At 65.7% G+C, this 17930-nt stretch carries 10 protein-coding genes; 4 read left to right on the forward strand and 6 right to left on the reverse strand.

The genetic code is table 11. The features are described from left to right. The first annotated feature begins 1 nt into the window (after position 1). On the forward strand, positions 2-1432 hold the full coding sequence (gene ntrC / locus QZ471_RS07490) for a nitrogen regulation protein NR(I) (protein ID WP_059230568.1): 1431 nt from the start codon (positions 2-4) through the stop codon (positions 1430-1432). Positions 1433-2768: 1336 nt separating this feature from the next. On the opposite strand, the gene QZ471_RS07495 is transcribed toward ntrC, so the two are convergent. Continuing rightward, positions 2769-3326, reverse strand: a complete 558-nt coding sequence (locus QZ471_RS07495; protein ID WP_295462320.1) for a hypothetical protein — start codon at positions 3324-3326, stop codon at positions 2769-2771. Positions 3327-3398: 72 nt separating this feature from the next. Here QZ471_RS07495 and QZ471_RS07500 point away from each other — a divergent pair, with 72 nt between their 5' ends. Beyond that, a complete protein-coding gene (locus QZ471_RS07500) occupies positions 3399-3866 on the forward strand; it encodes a tRNA (cytidine(34)-2'-O)-methyltransferase (RefSeq protein ID WP_007161318.1) in 468 nt (155 codons plus the stop codon). 85 nt (positions 3867-3951) lie between these two features. Next, a complete protein-coding gene (locus tag QZ471_RS07505) occupies positions 3952-6291 on the forward strand; it encodes an FdhF/YdeP family oxidoreductase (RefSeq protein ID WP_295462398.1) in 2340 nt (779 codons plus the stop codon). 91 nt (positions 6292-6382) lie between these two features. Here QZ471_RS07505 and putA read toward each other — a convergent pair whose 3' ends face one another. Both putA and QZ471_RS07515 read right to left on the reverse strand, forming a co-directional pair. Next, positions 6383-10351, reverse strand: a complete 3969-nt coding sequence (putA, locus tag QZ471_RS07510; RefSeq protein WP_295462326.1) for a trifunctional transcriptional regulator/proline dehydrogenase/L-glutamate gamma-semialdehyde dehydrogenase — start codon at positions 10349-10351, stop codon at positions 6383-6385. A 294-nt stretch (positions 10352-10645) separates the two neighbouring features. Then, positions 10646-11635: an LLM class oxidoreductase gene (locus QZ471_RS07515; protein WP_295462327.1), complete on the reverse strand. Its 990-nt coding sequence runs from the start codon at positions 11633-11635 to the stop codon at positions 10646-10648. 434 nt (positions 11636-12069) lie between these two features. Here QZ471_RS07515 and QZ471_RS07520 point away from each other — a divergent pair, with 434 nt between their 5' ends. Next, the gene (locus QZ471_RS07520; RefSeq protein WP_295462330.1) at positions 12070-13962 is read left to right on the forward strand and encodes a methyl-accepting chemotaxis protein; all 1893 of its coding nucleotides are present in this window, start codon (positions 12070-12072) and stop codon (positions 13960-13962) included. On the opposite strand, the gene QZ471_RS07525 is transcribed toward QZ471_RS07520, so the two are convergent. From QZ471_RS07525 to fdhD, 3 genes are all read right to left on the reverse strand, one after another. Beyond that, positions 13959-14519, reverse strand: coding sequence for a nucleotidyltransferase family protein (locus QZ471_RS07525; protein ID WP_295462332.1), 561 nt, complete (start codon positions 14517-14519; stop codon positions 13959-13961). The two genes, QZ471_RS07520 and QZ471_RS07525, sit on opposite strands and share 4 nt — an antisense overlap. Before the next feature lie 251 nt (positions 14520-14770). Continuing rightward, positions 14771-17095 (reverse strand): FdhF/YdeP family oxidoreductase, encoded by a 2325-nt coding sequence (locus tag QZ471_RS07530; RefSeq protein WP_295462334.1) that lies wholly within the window; start codon positions 17093-17095, stop codon positions 14771-14773. Between the two features lie 16 nt (positions 17096-17111). Then, positions 17112-17927: a formate dehydrogenase accessory sulfurtransferase FdhD gene (fdhD, locus tag QZ471_RS07535; RefSeq protein ID WP_295462336.1), complete on the reverse strand. Its 816-nt coding sequence runs from the start codon at positions 17925-17927 to the stop codon at positions 17112-17114. Positions 17928-17930: the final 3 nt, after the last annotated feature.

Genomic DNA, 17930 nt, shown 5'->3' on the forward strand with positions numbered 1-17930 from the left:
CATGAGCCGTTCGGAGACCGTCTGGATCGTCGACGACGACCGTTCCATCCGCTGGGTCCTGGAAAAAGCCTTGCAACAGGAAGGCATGACCACCGTTGCCTTCGACAGCGCCGACAGCGTCATGACCCGCCTCGGCCGCCAGCAACCGGACGTGGTGATCTCGGACATCCGCATGCCGGGCACCAGCGGCCTGGACCTGCTGTCGCGCATCCGCGAGATGCATCCGCGCCTGCCGGTCATCATCATGACCGCCCATTCCGACCTGGACAGCGCCGTGGCCTCCTACCAAGGCGGCGCCTTCGAGTACCTGCCCAAGCCGTTCGACGTCGACGAGGCCGTGGCCCTGGTCAAGCGCGCCGGGCAGCATGCCCAGGAGCAGCAGGGCTTCGCCGAGCCGGCGCACCTGACCCGCACGCCCGAGATCATCGGCGAGGCGCCGGCGATGCAGGAGGTATTCCGCGCCATCGGCCGCCTCTCGCACTCCAACATCACGGTGCTGATCAATGGTGAATCCGGCACCGGCAAGGAGCTGGTCGCCCACGCCCTGCATCGCCACAGCCCACGTGCCGCGGCGCCCTTCATCGCCCTGAACATGGCGGCCATCCCCAAGGACCTGATGGAATCCGAGCTGTTCGGTCATGAAAAAGGCGCCTTCACCGGCGCCGCCGCCCAGCGCCGCGGTCGCTTCGAGCAGGCCGACGGTGGCACCCTGTTCCTCGACGAGATCGGCGACATGCCGGCCGACACCCAGACCCGCCTGCTGCGGGTGCTGGCCGATGGCGAGTTCTATCGCGTCGGTGGCCATACCCCGGTCAAGGTGGACGTGCGCATCATCGCCGCCACCCACCAGAACCTCGAAGGCCTGGTGCGCGAGGGCAAGTTCCGCGAGGACCTCTTCCATCGCCTCAACGTCATCCGCATCCACATCCCGCGCCTGGCCGATCGCCGCGAGGATATCCCCGCCCTCGCCCGCCACTTCCTGGCGCGCGCGGCCCAGGAGCTGGCCGTGGAGCCCAAGACCCTGCGCGGCGAGACCGAGGAGTACATGAAGGGCCTGCCCTGGCAGGGCAACGTGCGCCAGCTGGAGAACACCTGCCGCTGGATCACCGTGATGGCCTCCAGCCGCGAGGTGCTGATCGACGACCTGCCGCCGGAACTGCTCAACCAGCCTCAGGACGCCGCCCCCGCCGCCAACTGGGAACAGGCCCTGCGCCAGTGGGCCGACCAGGCCCTCACCCGCGGTCAATCCAGCCTGCTGGACAACGCCGTGCCGGCCTTCGAACGCATCATGATCGAGACCGCCCTCAAGCACACCGCCGGCCGCCGCCGCGATGCCGCCGTCCTGCTGGGTTGGGGGCGCAATACCCTGACCCGCAAGATCAAGGAACTGGGCATGAAGGTGGATGGCCCGGATGAGGAGGGGGAGGACTGAGGGTTCTCTACGGTGCCGTAGGTTGGGCTGAGCGGGAGCGAAGCCCAACGCTTTGGGCTAATTGGTGCCTAGCTGCTTATTGAGTGCTTTGATGGTTTTTGTTTCGCCCACCCGGGCGAGTCACTTTTGCCAATCGCGGCAAAAGTAACCAAAACCGCTTGCCCCACGTTTCGGCCCTTCGCTGCGCTCCGGGTGATTCGCTTCGCTCACCCTTCGGGCCAGCCTACGGCTGTTACTCCGCTTCGCTACGTTTCCCTCGTTCCGGCGCCGCTCCGGGGGCACGGCACGAAGGGGCCTCCTGCCCCTCGCGCCTTGCTCGGCGTCCTGCCTCGCATCCCCCTCCGCGACACCTGCACTCGGCCTCACTGACGGGGCGGGGCGCCAGCCTGATACTTCGTATTTTAGTGAGAACTCAGAGCGATTCGTAGCGTGGAAAACCGCGCAGCGTTTTCCACTGGCAGTCTCTCAACCGTCGAAGCCCCGCGCTCATAAAGCGACCGTCTTTATCGCAATTTATCGCGGCCATGGGCCGCTCCTACAGGGCGATACTTTTGTAGGAGCGGCCCATGGCCGCGATTGCGACCGGATCAAGTCGTAGCGTTTTCCACTGGCAAGCTCTATCACGAACAGTGGACAAGGCTGCGCCCTCGTCCACGCTACGGGCTGTTTATCGTTCTTCAACCAAAACTTTCAGGCTGGCGAAACCGCCCCGTTCAGCAGGGCGAACGCCAGTGTCGTGCAGTGGGTCGAGCCGCATGGATGCGGCGAGAGGTCCAGTGGGCCATGGATGGCCCATCTGGACCGACCCCGGAACGGCGCTGGCGTGAGCGGACCCGCAGCGCAGCGGAGGGCCGAATGTCCGGGGCAAGCGTTTTTGGTTACTTTTGTCCGGGGCGCGCAGCCGCGACTGGCAAAAATGACTCGCCCGAGTGGGCGAAACAAGAACTACCCACAAAACTCGGTAAACAGCTAAAACACCCTTCACATTGCTGGGCTTCGGCGATGAAGCCACCTCGACCCAACCTACAAATCCCCCAAAACCACCTAACTCAAAACTTGGCACACCTCCTGCAATATCCTAGGTAACTACCCTTTTGGGGACCTCGGTACAGGCAGGCTGGGGAATCCCCTCTTTTCTTCTTGAGGCCATCACCGAACGTGATGGCCTCTTTTTTTGCCCGCGAAAAGCCGGAAATCCAGCGGCAGCGCGCTTTTGGCGAGTTTCGGAGAGATAACCTAGCCCAATCAGGGAAGGTTCGTCACCCGCGGCACCCAACACCGCATCGCGTTCAGCTCTGGTGCAGCCTGGCAGGGTTTTGCCTAATAACGGGGCATTTCAGGGCGTCAGCGGGACCTCGACCTTGAGCACCCAGTCCTCGCCTTCCTCCACCAACTGATCACTGGCCTGCAAGGCACCGCCCACCCCGACCAGCAGCACCTTCAGGTCCTGGCCGTCCTGACCCACCGTCCAGGAAAAGCTGCCACCCGGTCGTACCACCCGCCCCTGGCGTTCGCCACCGTCCCAGCGGGCACGCGGCAGGCGCAGGCTGAGGGCGCCGTCGGGGCGATAGCGCTCGTAGAACAGCGAGCGGTCGGCGGTGATCAGCAATTCGAAGCGCGCCGCGTCCTGATGGGTTTCCACATCCAGGATGACCGGGCGGCGGGCCTCGGCCGACCAGGGATCGGGATGGGTACGCTGGTACACCAGTTGGCCGATGATCATGCCGAACAGGCCGGCGCCCAGGGCGGCCGAGGCCAACCAGAGGGTCAGCCGCTGGCGCTGGGCGCGCCATTCGGCCCTGAGCAGATCGGGATCTTCCACCCGCGCCAGTTCTTCCTGGCGGGCACGGTGCTCGCGCAGCAGCCCGTCGACCAGCCGGCGCCAGAGACTCACCGGCCCGCCCCGCTCGCGACGGCACGCCTACGGCGCAGTACCATAGACGCTTTGCCAGGCGCCCTGCCCTTCATGTTCGACATCATCCTCTACCAACCGGAAATTCCACCCAACACCGGCAACGTCATTCGCCTGTGCGCCATCACTGGCTGCCGCCTGCACCTGATCGAGCCGCTGGGCTTCGCGCTGGACGACAAGAAATTGCGTCGCGCCGGCTTGGACTACCACGAGTGGTCCAGCGTGCGGACCCATGCCAGCCTCGCGGCCTGTATAGCAGATTTGCAGCCGCCCCGACTGCTGGCCTTCACCACCAAGGCCAGCCATCCCTTCACCGAGATCGCCTATGCGCCGGGCGATGCCCTGCTGTTCGGCCCGGAAAGCCGCGGGCTGCCGGCCGAGGTGCTGGAGTCCCTGCCACCGGAACAGCGGCTACGCCTGCCGATGCTGCCCAATCGCCGCAGCCTCAATCTATCCAACACCGTGGCCGTGGCGGTCTACGAAGGCTGGCGCCAACTGGGCTTCGCCGCACCGCCGGGCTGACGGCTAGAACCTTCCTGCCAGACACGTCGTCCGATGGTTGATAGGCACATCGCCCTACAGCCACGCGAGGCGCACCATGAGCAAGATCGGCAAACCCAAGGTTGAACGCTACGACGCCCCTTCCGGCGGCTGGGGCTCGGCCCGCTCGGTGACCGAGATCGTGCTGCGCGAACGCGTGCCCTTGAAATCGGGTGCCTTGTTGGCCAAGCAGAACAAGCATGGCGGCTTCGCCTGCGTCAGCTGCGCCTGGGCCAAGCCGGGCAAGCCCCACCCGCTGGAATTCTGCGAGAACGGCGCCAAGGCCACCGCCTGGGAAGTCACCAGCAAGAGATGCGGGCCTGAGTTCTTCGCCCAGCACTCGCTCAGCGAACTGCGGGGCTGGCGCGACTACGATCTGGAAGAGGTCGGCCGTCTGACCCATCCGCTGCGCTACGATGCCACCAGCGACCGCTATCGTCCCGTGAGCTGGGCCGAGGCCTTCGCCGACATCGGGGCCGAACTCCAGGCGCTGGACCCCGACTCGGTGATCTTCTACGCCTCGGGCCGCGCGGCGCTGGAAACCTCCTACCTCTATCAGCTCTACGCCCGCCTATACGGCACCAACAACCTGCCGGACAGCTCCAATATGTGCCACGAAAGCACCTCGGTAGCCCTGCCCAAGAGCATCGGCGTGACCGTAGGCACCGTGACCCTGAACGACTTCGCCGAGGCCGACTGCCTGCTGTTCTTCGGCCAGAACCCGGGTAGCAACAGTCCGCGGATGCTGCATGACCTGCAGGAGGCGCGTAAGCGCGGCGCCCCCATCATCACCTTCAATCCCTTGCGCGAGCGTGGCCTGGAAACCTTCGTCAATCCACAGTCGCCAGTGGAGATGCTGACCGATCACCCGACCCAGATCAGTACCCAGTACCACCAACTCAAGCCGGGTGGTGACACCGCTGCCTTGGCCGGCCTGTGCAAGGCGCTGCTGGCGGCCGATGACGAGGCACGCGAACAGGGCCGCCCGGCCGTGCTCGACCATGCCTTCATCGCCGAGCACTGCCATGGCTTCGCCGACTTCTGCGACTGGCTGCAGCGTCAGGAGTGGCCACAGCTTGAGCGGCAGTCGGGACTGACCCGCAGCGCCCTGGAAGCGGCCGCGGCGGTCTACGCCCGTTGCCAGAAAGTCATCGGCATCTATGGCATGGGCCTCACCCAGCACCGCCATGGGGTGGAGACCATCCAGATGCTGGCCAACCTGCTGTTGCTGCGCGGCAACATCGGCAAGCCGGGCGCCGGCATCTGCCCGGTGCGCGGGCACTCCAACGTTCAGGGCCAGCGCACCGTCGGCATCACCGAGAAGCCGGAGCTGGCGCCGCTCGACCAGCTTGGCGAGCGTTTCGGCTTCGCCCCGCCGCGGGACAAGGGCCGCAATACCGTGGAAGCCTGCGAAGGCATCCTCGATGGCTCGGTGAAGGCCTTCATCGGCCTGGGCGGCAACTTCCTGCGTGCCATTCCCGAGACCAGCCTGATGGAGCCAGCCTGGCGCTCGCTGCGCCTGTCGGTGCAGATCGCCACCAAGCTCAATCGCAATCACCTGGTACCGGCGGACAAGACCTACCTACTGCCCTGCATCGGCCGGACCGAGATCGACCGCCAGAATGGCGTGGAGCAGGCCCACAGCACGGAGGACAGCACCGGCTGCGTCCACGGCTGGCGTGGTGTGGCCGAACCGCCGGAAGGTGACCTGCTGTCGGAGCCGGCCATCGTTGCCGGCCTGGCCAAGGCCACCCTGCCGGACAATCCCCAGGTAACCTGGGATGCCTGGGTCGCCGACTACGGGCTGATCCGCGACGAGATCGCCCGCTCCTTCCCGGAGATCTTCCATGACTTCAATGCCAGGATGTGGGAGGTAGGCGGTTTCCATCGCCCACTGCCAGCGGCCAAGCGCGAATGGAAGACCGAGACCGGTAAGGCCAATCTCATCGTTCCGCGCAGTCTGGAGGAAAATCCGGACATGCCGGCCACCGGTCGCGACGTCCTGACCCTGATGACGCTACGCAGCAACGACCAATTCAACACCACCATTTACGGCTACCACGACCGCTTCCGCGGCGTGAAGGGTACCCGCGCAGTGCTGCTGATGAATCGCAACGACATCGAGCGCCTGGGCCTGGCCGAAGGTGACAAGGTGCAGGTGGCGACAGTGGCCGATGACGGCGTGCGCCGCGAGGTGGGGCCGCTAAGGGTCACTCCCTACAACATTCCGGAAGGCGCCTGCGGTGGTTACTACCCGGAATGCAACGCCCTGATCCCGCTCTGGCACCACGCCGAAGGCAGCAAGGTCCCGGCGGCCAAGGCCATCCCGGTGCGCCTGAACAAGTTGATCGCGGCGAACGATGGCAGCTTTCCGGTGGAACCTGAGGGGTATGGGGAGCAGTACTGAAGGCCCGGCAGCACCCTGAACGGCAAAAAGCCCAACGCCAAGGTGTTGGGCTTTTTGCTGGACTCGCTATCCCGGCGTGCCCACTAGGACCTCAACCGATGGTCATCAGACTGGCATTGCCCCCTGCCGCCGCGGTGTTCACGCTCAGGGCGCGCTCGATGAGCAGGCGCTCCAGCGGGATGGCGGTCTCGCCCCGGGCCAGGCCCTGGACGCCGACGATGGGGCCGTTGCGCTTGGCCACCTGTTGGCAGACCTGGCGCAGCTGGTCGGAGTCGCCGTGATGCAGGACGGCCTCGAAGGCGACCTCGTCCTTGCGCCAGTCGGCGGCCACCTGCACTCGCGCCCGTACCGTTTGCGGCAGGCGATTCAGGGTGGCCTTGTGACCTTCTTCGACCAGGGCGGTGCTACCCACCGCCATGACCGCCGCCAGTTGCAGCAGCAGATCGCTTTCGTCCGCAGCCAGGCACAGCACCCGGCTGCGTGGCAGCAGGCTGTAGCTGTTGCGCTCGCCAGTCGGACCGGGCAATAGGCGGGTCAGGCCGCTCAGGGATTCCTCAGCGAAGCGGACGCAGGCCTGCTCCAGCTCGCCCAGCCCCTGCTGCTTGGCCCAGTCCTGCAACGCCGCGAGCGGATTGCCCGCCTGCTGGCGCAGGGCCTCGCGTACCTGCCATTCGGTCTCGCCAGCGCTGCCCTTGGCCAGGGCCACGGCGGGATCGCCGTCAGGACGGGTGCTGAGGAGGCGATAGAGGTACAGCGGACCGCCGGCCTTGGGACCGGTACCGGAAAGGCCTTCGCCACCGAAGGGTTGCACCCCGACCACCGCGCCGACCATGTTGCGGTTGACGTAGAGGTTGCCGGCATGGGCGCGCTCGATCACCTTGGCGATGGTCTCATCGATGCGGGTGTGCACGCCGAAGGTCAGGCCGTAGCCGGTAGCATTGATCTGGTCGATGACCTTGTCCAGGTCCTTGCGGGCGTAGCGCACCACGTGCAGCACCGGCCCGAAGACTTCGCGACCCAGCTCGGCCAGGCTTTCCAGCTCGATCAGGGTAGGCATGACGAAGGTGCCGCGGTGGATGGCATCGCCTTCCACGCGACCGCCCTGGTGTACTCGCCGGCCTTTGCCCTTGAGGGTCTGGATGTGTTTCTCGATGGTGGCCTTGGCCTCGCCGTCGATCACCGGGCCGATGTCGATGGCCAGGTTCTCCGGATTGCCCAGACGGCATTCGGCCATGGCGCCCTTGAGCATCTCCAGCACGCGGTCAGCCACGTCGTCCTGCACGCAGAGCACGCGCAGGGCCGAGCAGCGCTGGCCGGCGCTGTCGAAGGCGGAGGCGACCACATCGGTCACCACCTGCTCGGCCAGTGCCGAGGAATCGACGATCATGGCGTTCTGGCCGCCGGTCTCGGCGATCAGCGGGATCGGCCGGCCCTGGGCGTCCAGGCGCCCGGCGATGTTGCGCGCGAGGATCTGGGCGACTTCGGTGGAGCCGGTGAACATCACGCCCTTGACGCGCACGTCGCCCACCAGGGCGGCGCCGATGCTAGCGCCCTCGCCCGGCAGCAGCTGCAGCACGCCCTCGGGAATACCGGCCTCCAGCAACAGGCGCACGGCCTGGGCGGCGATCAGCGGGGTCTGCTCGGCCGGCTTGGCCAGCACGGTGTTGCCGGCGGCCAGAGCCGCGGCGATCTGGCCGGCAAAGATCGCCAGGGGGAAGTTCCAGGGGCTGATGCAGACCACCGGGCCCAGCGGGCGGTGGCTGTCATTGGCGAAGTCACGGCGCACCAGGGCGGCGTAGTAGCGCAGGAAGTCGACCGCCTCGCGCACCTCGGCGATGGCGTTGGCGTAGGTCTTGCCCGCCTCGCGCACCAGCAGGCCCATCAGCGGCTGGATCTGCGCCTCCATCAGTTCGGCGGCGCGCTCCAGGGCGGCGGCGCGCTGCTCGGGCGGCGTGGCCTGCCAGATGGGGGCGGCGGCCAGGGCCTCTTCCAGGGCGATGTCGACGTCGGCGCGGGTGGCGTTGCTCACCTGGCCGACCCGGTCGCGGCGATCGGCCGGATTGAGTACCGGTTGCGCAATCGACGGCTCGCTGGCGCGGCCCAGTAGCGGACGAGCTTCCCAGGCAGTGCTGCCACTCGCCAGCAGGGCTGCGGACAGCGAACCCAGGCGGTGCTCGCTGGACAGGTCCAGACCACTGGAATTACGCCGCTCGGCGCCATAGAGGGCGCTCGGATGGGGAATGCGCGGATGCGGCAGGCCGATGCCGCCTTCGCTGGCGGACTGCCGTTCGATCTGCACCACCGGATCGGCCACCAGCTCATCCAGAGAGATGGAATGGTCGGCGATGCGGTTGACGAAGGAGGTGTTGGCGCCGTTTTCCAGGAGACGACGGACCAGGTAGGCCAGCAGCGTCTCGTGGGTACCCACCGGGGCATAGATACGGCACGGTCGCGCCAGTTTGCCGTCCTTGACGCTGCCCACCACCTGCTCGTACAGCGGCTCGCCCATCCCGTGCAGGCACTGGAATTCGTATTGGCCGGGGTAGTAGTTCTGCCCGCCCATCTGGTAGATGGCCGCCAGGGTATGGGCGTTGTGGGTGGCGAATTGCGGATAGATGGATTCCGGCGCCGCCAGCAGCTTGCGGGCGCAGGCCAGGTAGGCCACGTCGGTATAGACCTTGCGGGTATAGACCGGATAACCCTCCAGGCCTTCCACCTGGGCGCGCTTGATCTCGCTGTCCCAGTAGGCGCCCTTGACCAGACGGATCATCAGCCGGCGCCGGCTGCGCTTGGCCAGGTCGATCAGGTAGTCGATCACCAGCGGGCAGCGCTTCTGGTAAGCCTGGATGACGAAGCCAATGCCGTTCCAGCCGGCCAGTTGTGGCTCGAAGGACAGCCGCTCCAAGAGGTCCAGGGAGATTTCCAGGCGATCGGCTTCCTCGGCGTCGATGTTCAGGCCGATGTCGTAACGCTTGGCCAGCAGGGTCAGTTCCAGCAGGCGCGGATAGAGTTCGCTCATCACCCGGTCGTACTGGGCGCGGCTGTAGCGCGGATGCAGGGCCGAGAGCTTGATGGAGATGCCCGGGCCCTCGTAGATGCCGCGGCCATGGGAGGCCTTGCCGATGGAATGGATGGCCTGCTCGTAGGAGGCCAGGTAGCGACGGGCATCGGCCTCGGTCAGGGCCGCTTCGCCGAGCATGTCGTAGCTGTAGCGGAAGCCCTTCGCCTCGAACTTGCTGGCGTTGGCCAGGGCTTCGGCGATGGTCTCGCCGGTGACGAATTGCTCGCCCATCAGGCGCATGGCCATGTCCACGCCCTTGCGGATCACCGGTTCGCCGCTCTTGCCGATGAGCCGGTTGAGCGAGCTGGTGAGGCCGGCCTCGTTATGGGTCGACACCAGGCGACCGGTCAGCAGCAGACCCCAGGTGGCGGCATTGACGAACAGCGAGGGGCTGTTGCCCAGGTGCGGCTGCCAGTTGCCGGTGCTGATCTTGTCGCGGATCAGGGCATCGCGGGTGCCCTTGTCGGGGATGCGCAGCAGGGCCTCAGCCAGGCACATCAGGGCGACGCCCTCTTGGGACGACAGCGAGAATTCACGGAGCAGACTCTGCACCATCCCGGAGCGCCCGGTTGCACCCTTGGCGTTGCGCAGCTTCTCGGCGATGCGATGGGCCAGTTCGTGGGTAGCCTTGGCCTGGGCAACGGGCAGGCGTGCCTGCTCCAGCAGCAGCGGCAGCAGCTCCTCTTCCGGACGGCGATAGGCGGCGGTGATGGCCGAGCGCAGCACCGATTGCGGCAGGATGCTCTCGGCGAATTCCAGGAACGGCTGGTAGACCGGATCGGCGAGGGCCTCGACGGCCTCATTGTCACCCTCGGCCAGCCGCTGGGCGATACCCTGCAAATCGGCCAGGGTCGCGCCGCTTTCCAGGGTTTCCAAGTAGGTATAGATGGCCTGCTTGATCAGCCAGTGCGGGGTGCGGTCGATACGGCGCGCAGCTTCTTTGAGGCGATCGCGAGTGGCTTCATCGAGCTTCACGCCCAGGGTGGTTGTGGTGGCCATGCGCAGATCCTCAAGCAAGAAGGCGTCGAAATTCGGCGCAGCTTAGCGCCGCTTGAAATAAAAGTGCAACCAAGTGCAACCCGAAATACTCTACCGTCGATCCGGTTGCACCCGGCAGGAAGTAACAGCTGGCTTCTCTATGCAGAGATCAGGCCAAGGGGTTGCAACGGCCAGCAGGCAAGTCGAACCCCCTGGCTCGCGACGCCGGGCATTCCCAGTCAGCCGAAAGCGAAGGTGGCGCTGCGAGCAGGTGTTACCCCGCTTCCCGTAGCCCCAAGCAGACAGTGCCGCCGCCTAGTTCAGCGACGGAAAATGCGGCAGGACGAACTCGCCCAGCTCCTGCACGATCTCGCTGGCCGGGCGCCGCGAAGGCCGCAGGTTGAGGGCCAGGTGATTGACCCCGGCCTCCTGCAACTGGCCGAGGTAGTCCACCAGCGCCCGCCGACCGCAAGACAGCCCAGCGTGAATCGGCCGCGGCGGCTGGGCCGGATCACTGGCCAACTCGAAGAACAGCCCCTGGGCGAACGGCTTGAACAGCTCGCGGCCGCCGATCTCGTCCAGCGCCTCGCGCCACACCCGGGTCAGCGCCGGGACATGTTCGGCAGGCACGAAGTAGTAGAACCAGCCATCGGCCTTGGCGGCGATCCAATCCACCGTCTGCCGACTACGCCCGGTCACCAGCGCCGGGATGCGGCCGTGCACCGGCTTGGGCACCAGATCGGCCACCCCCTGCAGATCGCCGAAGCGGCGGAATTCACCCAAGGGGAAATTCGTCTCGCCCGCGAGGCGGAACATCTCAAAGGCATCGCGAAAGCGCTCGCCGCGGCGCTCGAATTCGTTTTCCAAACCGAAGGCCGGATACTCCACCGGCCGATCCCCGGAGGCCACCCCCAGCACCAGTCGCCCATCGCTGAGCTGATCGACCGAAGCCGCCATCTTGGCCAGGTGCAGGGGATGGCGCAGCGTGATGACCGCACTGCCGGTGGCCAGGGTCAGGCGCTCGGTGATACCGGCCAAATAGCCCAGGTAGGTGAAGGGCTCGAACACCTGGCCGGCATCGTTGAAGCCGGGGTCGTAGAAGGGCACGTCGCGTGCCCAGAGCGCCGCGAAACCCAACTGATCGGCCAGGCGCGCCAGCCGGGCGTGGTCGCGCAGCGTTGGCATGGGATCGTCGGGATAACCCTCCAGGGGCAGCAGGAAGCCCAGGGTCAGGCGGCCGGGCGCGAAGAGGCGCGAGAAGCCCGGATGCTGGAGAAAGGCGCGGCGGCGGTCCGTGAGAGGCATTGGATTCCTTGCCAGCGATGAGAGAGCAGACACCTTCTATGGAGTCTAGCCACCGTACAGGGTTCGATCAGCCCCCTGACGCTCGCTCCATACCGGGCAGTGTCCCGCATTCCAGCCTCCCCAATGACAGCTACCATCCCTTACGCCCCTATCTGCCGTGCACCCTTCGTTAGCGCACCCTCTACAGCCGGCCCTCCATAAAGGAATACTTTTAATAAATATTCTTATAGAAGGAAAAAATCATATAAAGACTCCAACTACTTAATTAAACAACATGGCCGAAACAAACACAGAAGGCGTCAAATTAAAAAGACGTACTAATAATAGGCGTCAAATAAAAATCATTGACACCCCTGACAAGACTCCTATCTATTCATATCACTTCACCGAACTAAATTTTTCAACGACTGCGATATCGCGGCCAGGATTTTCTCGTGCAATTAAAAAATGTCAGCGTTCGCTCGAAGCTATTCATCGGCTTCACCTTGGTCATCATTCCCACCCTGCTGGTCGCCTATAGTGGCTGGAGCGGCATCGAATCCTTGAATAGGCGCAGCACGCGCATCGAGTCCATCGATCTGCTGGGCTTTTACAGCCGGGACATGCGTATCGAAGGCCAGGCCTTCTCCCTAGACGACACACCCGAGCAGGCAACTCTGTGGCTCAAGGCCGCGGACCGGCTCGCCACTGAATTGCAGGATGTCGCCGCTGGCTCGAGAACACCCCGCAACCAGGAGCTTGCCCAACAGGCGCAAAAACTGCTCGAACATTATCGTGCCTTGCAGCAGGAGCGGGTAAGACTCTCGGCGGAGCAGACCAAGAGCCGCGAGGGCGGCGCCAAGATTGGCGATGACCTTACCGAACGCCTCAAGGCGCTGCTGCACGCTCAGCAAGCGGCGGAACAGGTGGCAGCCCAGCAGCAATTGAGCGAACTCTTCGCCGCCAGCCAAAAGATGCGCCTGGAATTGCGCTCTTACAGAGCCACCCCCAATGCCGCTCAGCAGCAGCGTGTCAATCAGAGCATCGATCAGACCAGGGCTGAACTACAGGACGTAGTGAGCTACGTGCCCGCCGAGCAATTCCAGGCGGTACAGGGTCAGATCGAGGCCTATGCCCGCTATTTCGCACACCTGGTCGACCTGCAGGCGAAGGTGGCCGAGACCCGCCAGGGACTCGACCAGGCCATCCAAAAGCTGCTGGATATCTCCAACGAGCTCAAGAACTTCCAAAGCGAGCTGCGCCGGGCCGACATGAGCAGCGCCAAGTACTCGCTGCTGGGCTGGCTACTGGCGATCATCGCGCTCAGCCTGGCCACGGCCTGGCTCATCACCCGTGCCATCGTGGGTCCCCTGCGCGAAACGATACGCCTGGTCGAGCAGGTCGCCAGCGGCGATCTGACCGCACAGGTCGCGGTCACCCGCCGCGACGAACTGGGCGTGCTCCAGTCCGCCATGCAACGCATGACCGAGAATCTGCGCACCTTGATCAGCGAACTGCGCGACGGCGTGGTGCAGATGGCCAGCGCCGCCGAAGAGCTCTCCGCCATCACCCAGCAGACCCGCACCGGCGTCACGGCACAAAAGGTCGAGACCGAGCAGATCGCCACCGCCATGCAGCAGATGACCGCCACCATCGGCGAAGTGGCCCGCAATGCCGGGCTGGCTTCCACCTCTGCCCGGGAGGCCACCCAGAAGACCCGCGACGGCGACGCTGTGGTCAATCAAGTCGTCATACAGATCGAAGCCCTGGCCCAGGAGGTGAGTACCACCCAGGGCACCATGGAATTGCTCAAGCAGGATGCCGATCGGATCAATGGCGTGCTGGATGTGATCAAGACGGTCGCCGAGCAGACCAACCTGCTGGCACTCAACGCCGCCATCGAAGCCGCCCGTGCCGGCGAGGCTGGTCGCGGCTTTGCCGTGGTGGCCGACGAGGTACGTGGCCTGGCCCAGCGGACCCGCTCATCCACCGACGAGATCGCCGGCCTGATCGCCAGCCTGCACGGCAGTACCGACCAGATGACCGCCGCCCTGGAGCGCAACATCCAGTTGACCGACAACAGCGTCGCCTTGACTCGCCAGGCCGGGACCATGCTCGGCAGCGTCAGCACCGCGGTGGGTGAGATCGAAACCATGAACGAGCAGATCGCTGCCGCGGTGGAACAGCAGAGCGCCGCCGGCGAAGACATCAGCCGCAGCGTGGTCAAGGTGCATGAGGTGACCGATCAGACCGCTGCGGCCAGCGAGGAAACCGCCCGCTCCAGCGGCGAACTGGCGCGCCTGAGTCTGCAGTTGCAGGAGTTGGCAGGCCGCTTCAAGGTCGGCTAGATCAGGCCGGCGGCCAGGGGCTCCTGCACCTGCAGCCGCGGCCAACGCTCGAGCCAGCCCTTGGTGGCCAGGCGCTGGCGAAAGGCCGCGGGGCGCGGACGCCAGGGATTGAGCGTGAGGTGCAGGGCGAACAGCCCGGACTGCGCGAAGGGGCTGACCATCTCGATCTGGCCAGCTGCAGTCAGGCGGGCGGCCAGTGCCGATTCAACCTCGACCCAGTAGCGCATGGCATCGACACTGCTCGAATAAAGAGCGTCATCGTTGCGCTGATGCATGGCCGCCTGATTACGTACCGACCAGGGCCAACCAGGCGCTCTTTCGCTCAAAGCCCTCTCGATATCCCTATCCCGCTCGGGTCGACAGTCGACCGGATCGAAATAGATGACGTCCAGATCCGCCAGCGGGGTTGGCTCGGGATAGCCATGCAGACGATCCCAAACCAGGTTGCGCACGAAGCCAGCGGCTAGCCAGGCGTCCGGCAACTGCAGGTCGGCCAGCACGGCGAGCAGCCGGCATCGAACCGGATCCTCGGCGAGCCAGGTCGTGAGGCGCTGCATGGCTGCCCTCCCCTCAGAGCCCGTTCAAAGACTGTTACGCGTCGGCCAAACGGCGTTGAAAATAACTTCAGATGCTCATTTACCCTAAGTAAATTCGCACGCGAGCCCGGTCCGCTTCCTCAGGCATTTGCTTCGCTGGCGCTCACCCTTCGGGCCAGCCTTTAGCTGTTACTCCCGCTGGTCGTTGCGCCTTGTTTGGCTCTAGCTCGCGAGCCTTTGAACAGGCTCTTTGAGAAGACAGCCTACCCCGCTCAGGCCACCGAGGCGATACGGTTGCCGGCGCTAGCCTTCTCGACCTTGATGGCGACGAACTTGGAGGTGGGCGTGAAGCTGCCCTCGCCATAGCTCTCCAGGGGCACCAGCGGGTTGGTCTCCGGGTAGTAGCCCGCGGCCTGGCCGACCGGGATGTCGAACGGCAGCGCAGTGAAGCCGCGGACCCGACGCTCGATGCCGTCGTCCCACAGGGCCACCAGGTCCACCTTCTCGCCGGCGGCCACGCCCAGGCGATCCAGGTCGGCCTGGTTGACGAAGACCACGTCGCGCTGGCCCTTCACGCCGCGGTAGCGGTCGTCCAGGCTGTAGACGGTGGTGTTGTACTGGTCGTGGGATCTCATGGTCTGCAGGATCAGGTCCGGCTTGATGCCCTGGCGACGCACCGCATCCGGCAGCAGATCATGCAGCAGCGCGTTGGCGGCGAAGTTGGCCTTGCCGGTGGCGGTGTTCCACTCCCGGCGCCCAGCCTTGTTGCCCAGGTAGAAGCCACCCGGCTCCTGCAGACGGGCGTTGAAGTCCTGGAAGCCGGGGATGACGTCGGCGATCAGGTCGCGAATGCGGTCGTAGTCCTCGATCAGCCAGTCCCAGTCCACCGGGTGGTTGCCCAGGGTGGCCTTGGCGATACCGGCGACGATGGCCGGCTCGGACTTCATCTGCGCCGACAGCGGCTTCAGGATGCCGGCCGAGGCGTGCACCATGCTGAAGCTGTCTTCCACGGTGATGGCCTGCTTGCCGCCCTTCTGCACGTCCAGCTCGGTACGGCCCAGGCAGGGCAGGATCAGCGCCTGCCGACCGGTCACCAGATGGCTGCGGTTGAGCTTGGTGGCGATGTGCACGGTCAGGTTGCACTGGCGCAGCGCCTTGTGGGTGCGCGGGGTATCCGGGGTGGCCTGGGCGAAGTTGCCGCCGAGACCGATGAACACCTTGGCCTGGCCCTGCTCCATGGCGGCGATGGCCTCCACGGTATTGTGGCCGCGCTCGCGCGGCGGCTCGAAGGCGAAGCGCTTGGCCAGGGCGTCGCTGAGCCAGACCGGGGCCTTCTCGTCGATGCCCATGGTGCGGTCACCCTGGACGTTGCTGTGGCCACGTACCGGGCAGAGGCCGGCGCCGGGCTTGCCGATCTGGCCGCAGAGCAGTTGCAGGTTGGCGATCTCCTGCACCGTGGCCACCGAGTGGCGGTGCTGGGTGATGCCCATGGCCCAGCAGATGATGACCTTGTCGGCCTTGGCGTACATACGCGCGGCCTGCTCGATGTCGTGCAGCGACAACCCCGACTGGCGCTCGATCAGCTCCCAGGAAGTGGCATCCACCTGGGCCAGGTAGTCGTCCACGCCCTGGGTGTGCTCGGCGATGAAGGCGTGGTCGAAGACCCGCTTGCCGCCCTTGGCCGCCGCTTCGCGCTCCCACTGCAGCAGGTACTTGGCGATGCCACGCAGGGCCGCCATGTCGCCGCCCAGGGCCGGACGGAAGTAGGCGGTGTTGGTCGGCCGCGAGTCGTTGGTGAGCATCTCCAGCGGACTCTGCGGATGCTGGAAGCGCTCCAGACCGCGCTCCTTGAGCGGATTGAAGCAGACCACCTGGGCGCCGCGCTTCACCGCGTTGCGCAACACCTCGATCATGCGCGGATGGTTGGTACCGGGGTTCTGGCCGATGACGAAGATGGCGTCGGCGTGCTCCAGGTCGTGATAGGTCACGGTGCCCTTGCCGACGCCGATGCTGCGGCCCAGGCCGACACCGCTGGCCTCGTGGCACATGTTCGAGCAGTCGGGGAAGTTGTTGGTGCCGTAGGCGCGCACGAACAGCTGATAGAGGAAGGCCGCCTCGTTGCTGGCGCGGCCGGAGGTGTAGAACTCGGCCTCGTCGGGGCTGGCCAGGGCCTTGAGCTCCTTGGCGATCAGCGCGAAGGCGGCGTCCCAGGCGATGGGCACGTAGCGATCGGTGGCCGCGTCATAGCGCAGCGGCTCGGTCAGCCGGCCCTGATATTCGAGCCAGTAGTCGCTCTGCTCCAGCAGCGAGGTCACGCTGTGGCGAGCGAAGAAGGTCGCGTCGACGCGGCGCTTGGTGGCCTCCCAGTTGACCGCCTTGGCGCCGTTCTCGCAGAACTTCACCAGGCCGTTCTCCGGCGCCTCGCCCCAGGCGCAGCCGGGGCAGTCGAAGCCATGGTCCTGGTTGGTCTTGAGCAGCGTACGCAGATTCTTGAAGGCGTTGCCGCTGTCGAGCCAGAAGTGCACCACGCTCTTCAGGGCGCCCCAGCCGGCGGCGGGGCCTTGATAGGGTTTGAAGGACTGCTGAGGTTTGTTCATGGCGATTCCCGTGGGATCAAGGGGCCACCGGCGCCGGGGCATAGACCCGCGGAGGCGACCGGTGCGGCAGGTGGATCAGGTTGAGACGATGGCGACGCGCCCACTCCACGGCCAGCCCAGTGGGCGCCGACAGCGTGATGAGGGTGGCAAGTCCGGCCCGCACCGCCTTATGGATGAGTTCGAGGCTGCAGCGACTGGTGACCACCACGCAGCCCTCGCGCACCGGCTGGCGCTGGCGCAGCAGGGCGCCGATCAGCTTGTCCAGGGCGTTGTGGCGGCCGATGTCCTCGCGGCACAGGGTCAGTTCGCCCTGGCCATCGATGAACAGCGCGGCGTGCACCGCGCCGCTGCGCTGACCGAGATCCTGGGCGGCATCGATGCGCTGGCGCAGGTCGTGCAAATGGGCGGCCGGTGGCAGGGGCACCTTGCGCAGTCGATCCAGCTGCGGCAGCGCCTGTTCCAGGGCCTCGACCCCGCACAGGCCGCAGCCGCTGGTACCGGCCAGTTGGCGACGCTGCTGCTTGAGCGCCCAGAAGGTACGGCTGCTGATCTCGACATCGACGTTGAGGGCTTCGCCAACCCGGCGCACCTGGATGCCATAGATGTCGTCGATGGCATCGACGATACCCGCACTGAGGCTGAAACCGACCACATAGTCTTCCACGTAGGCCGGGGTCGCCATCATCACCGCATGGCTGATGCCGTTGTAGGCGATGGCCAGCGCCACCTCCTCGGCCAGCGGCTGTTCGCCACGCACGGCGGGCTGCTCCAGCTCGGCGAAGGCATAGCCGGCGGGCAGCGGGGCGACAGGACCTGGCGATTCCTGGGACATGGG

Source organism: uncultured Pseudomonas sp. (assembly GCF_913774235.1).
GTDB lineage: Bacteria > Pseudomonadota > Gammaproteobacteria > Pseudomonadales > Pseudomonadaceae > Chryseomonas.

Excerpts from the sequence above, each read along its gene's own strand:
- ntrC (WP_059230568.1), top strand. The coding sequence starts at position 2 with ATGAGCCGTTCGGAGACCGTCTGGATCGTCGACGACGACCGTTCCATC.
- QZ471_RS07500 (WP_007161318.1), top strand. The coding sequence starts at position 3,399 with ATGTTCGACATCATCCTCTACCAACCGGAAATTCCACCCAACACCGGC.
- putA (WP_295462326.1), bottom strand. The coding sequence starts at position 10,351 with ATGGCCACCACAACCACCCTGGGCGTGAAGCTCGATGAAGCCACTCGC.
- QZ471_RS07515 (WP_295462327.1), bottom strand. The coding sequence starts at position 11,635 with ATGCCTCTCACGGACCGCCGCCGCGCCTTTCTCCAGCATCCGGGCTTC.
- QZ471_RS07525 (WP_295462332.1), bottom strand. The coding sequence starts at position 14,519 with ATGCAGCGCCTCACGACCTGGCTCGCCGAGGATCCGGTTCGATGCCGG.
- QZ471_RS07530 (WP_295462334.1), bottom strand. The coding sequence starts at position 17,095 with ATGAACAAACCTCAGCAGTCCTTCAAACCCTATCAAGGCCCCGCCGCC.
- fdhD (WP_295462336.1), bottom strand. The coding sequence starts at position 17,927 with ATGTCCCAGGAATCGCCAGGTCCTGTCGCCCCGCTGCCCGCCGGCTAT.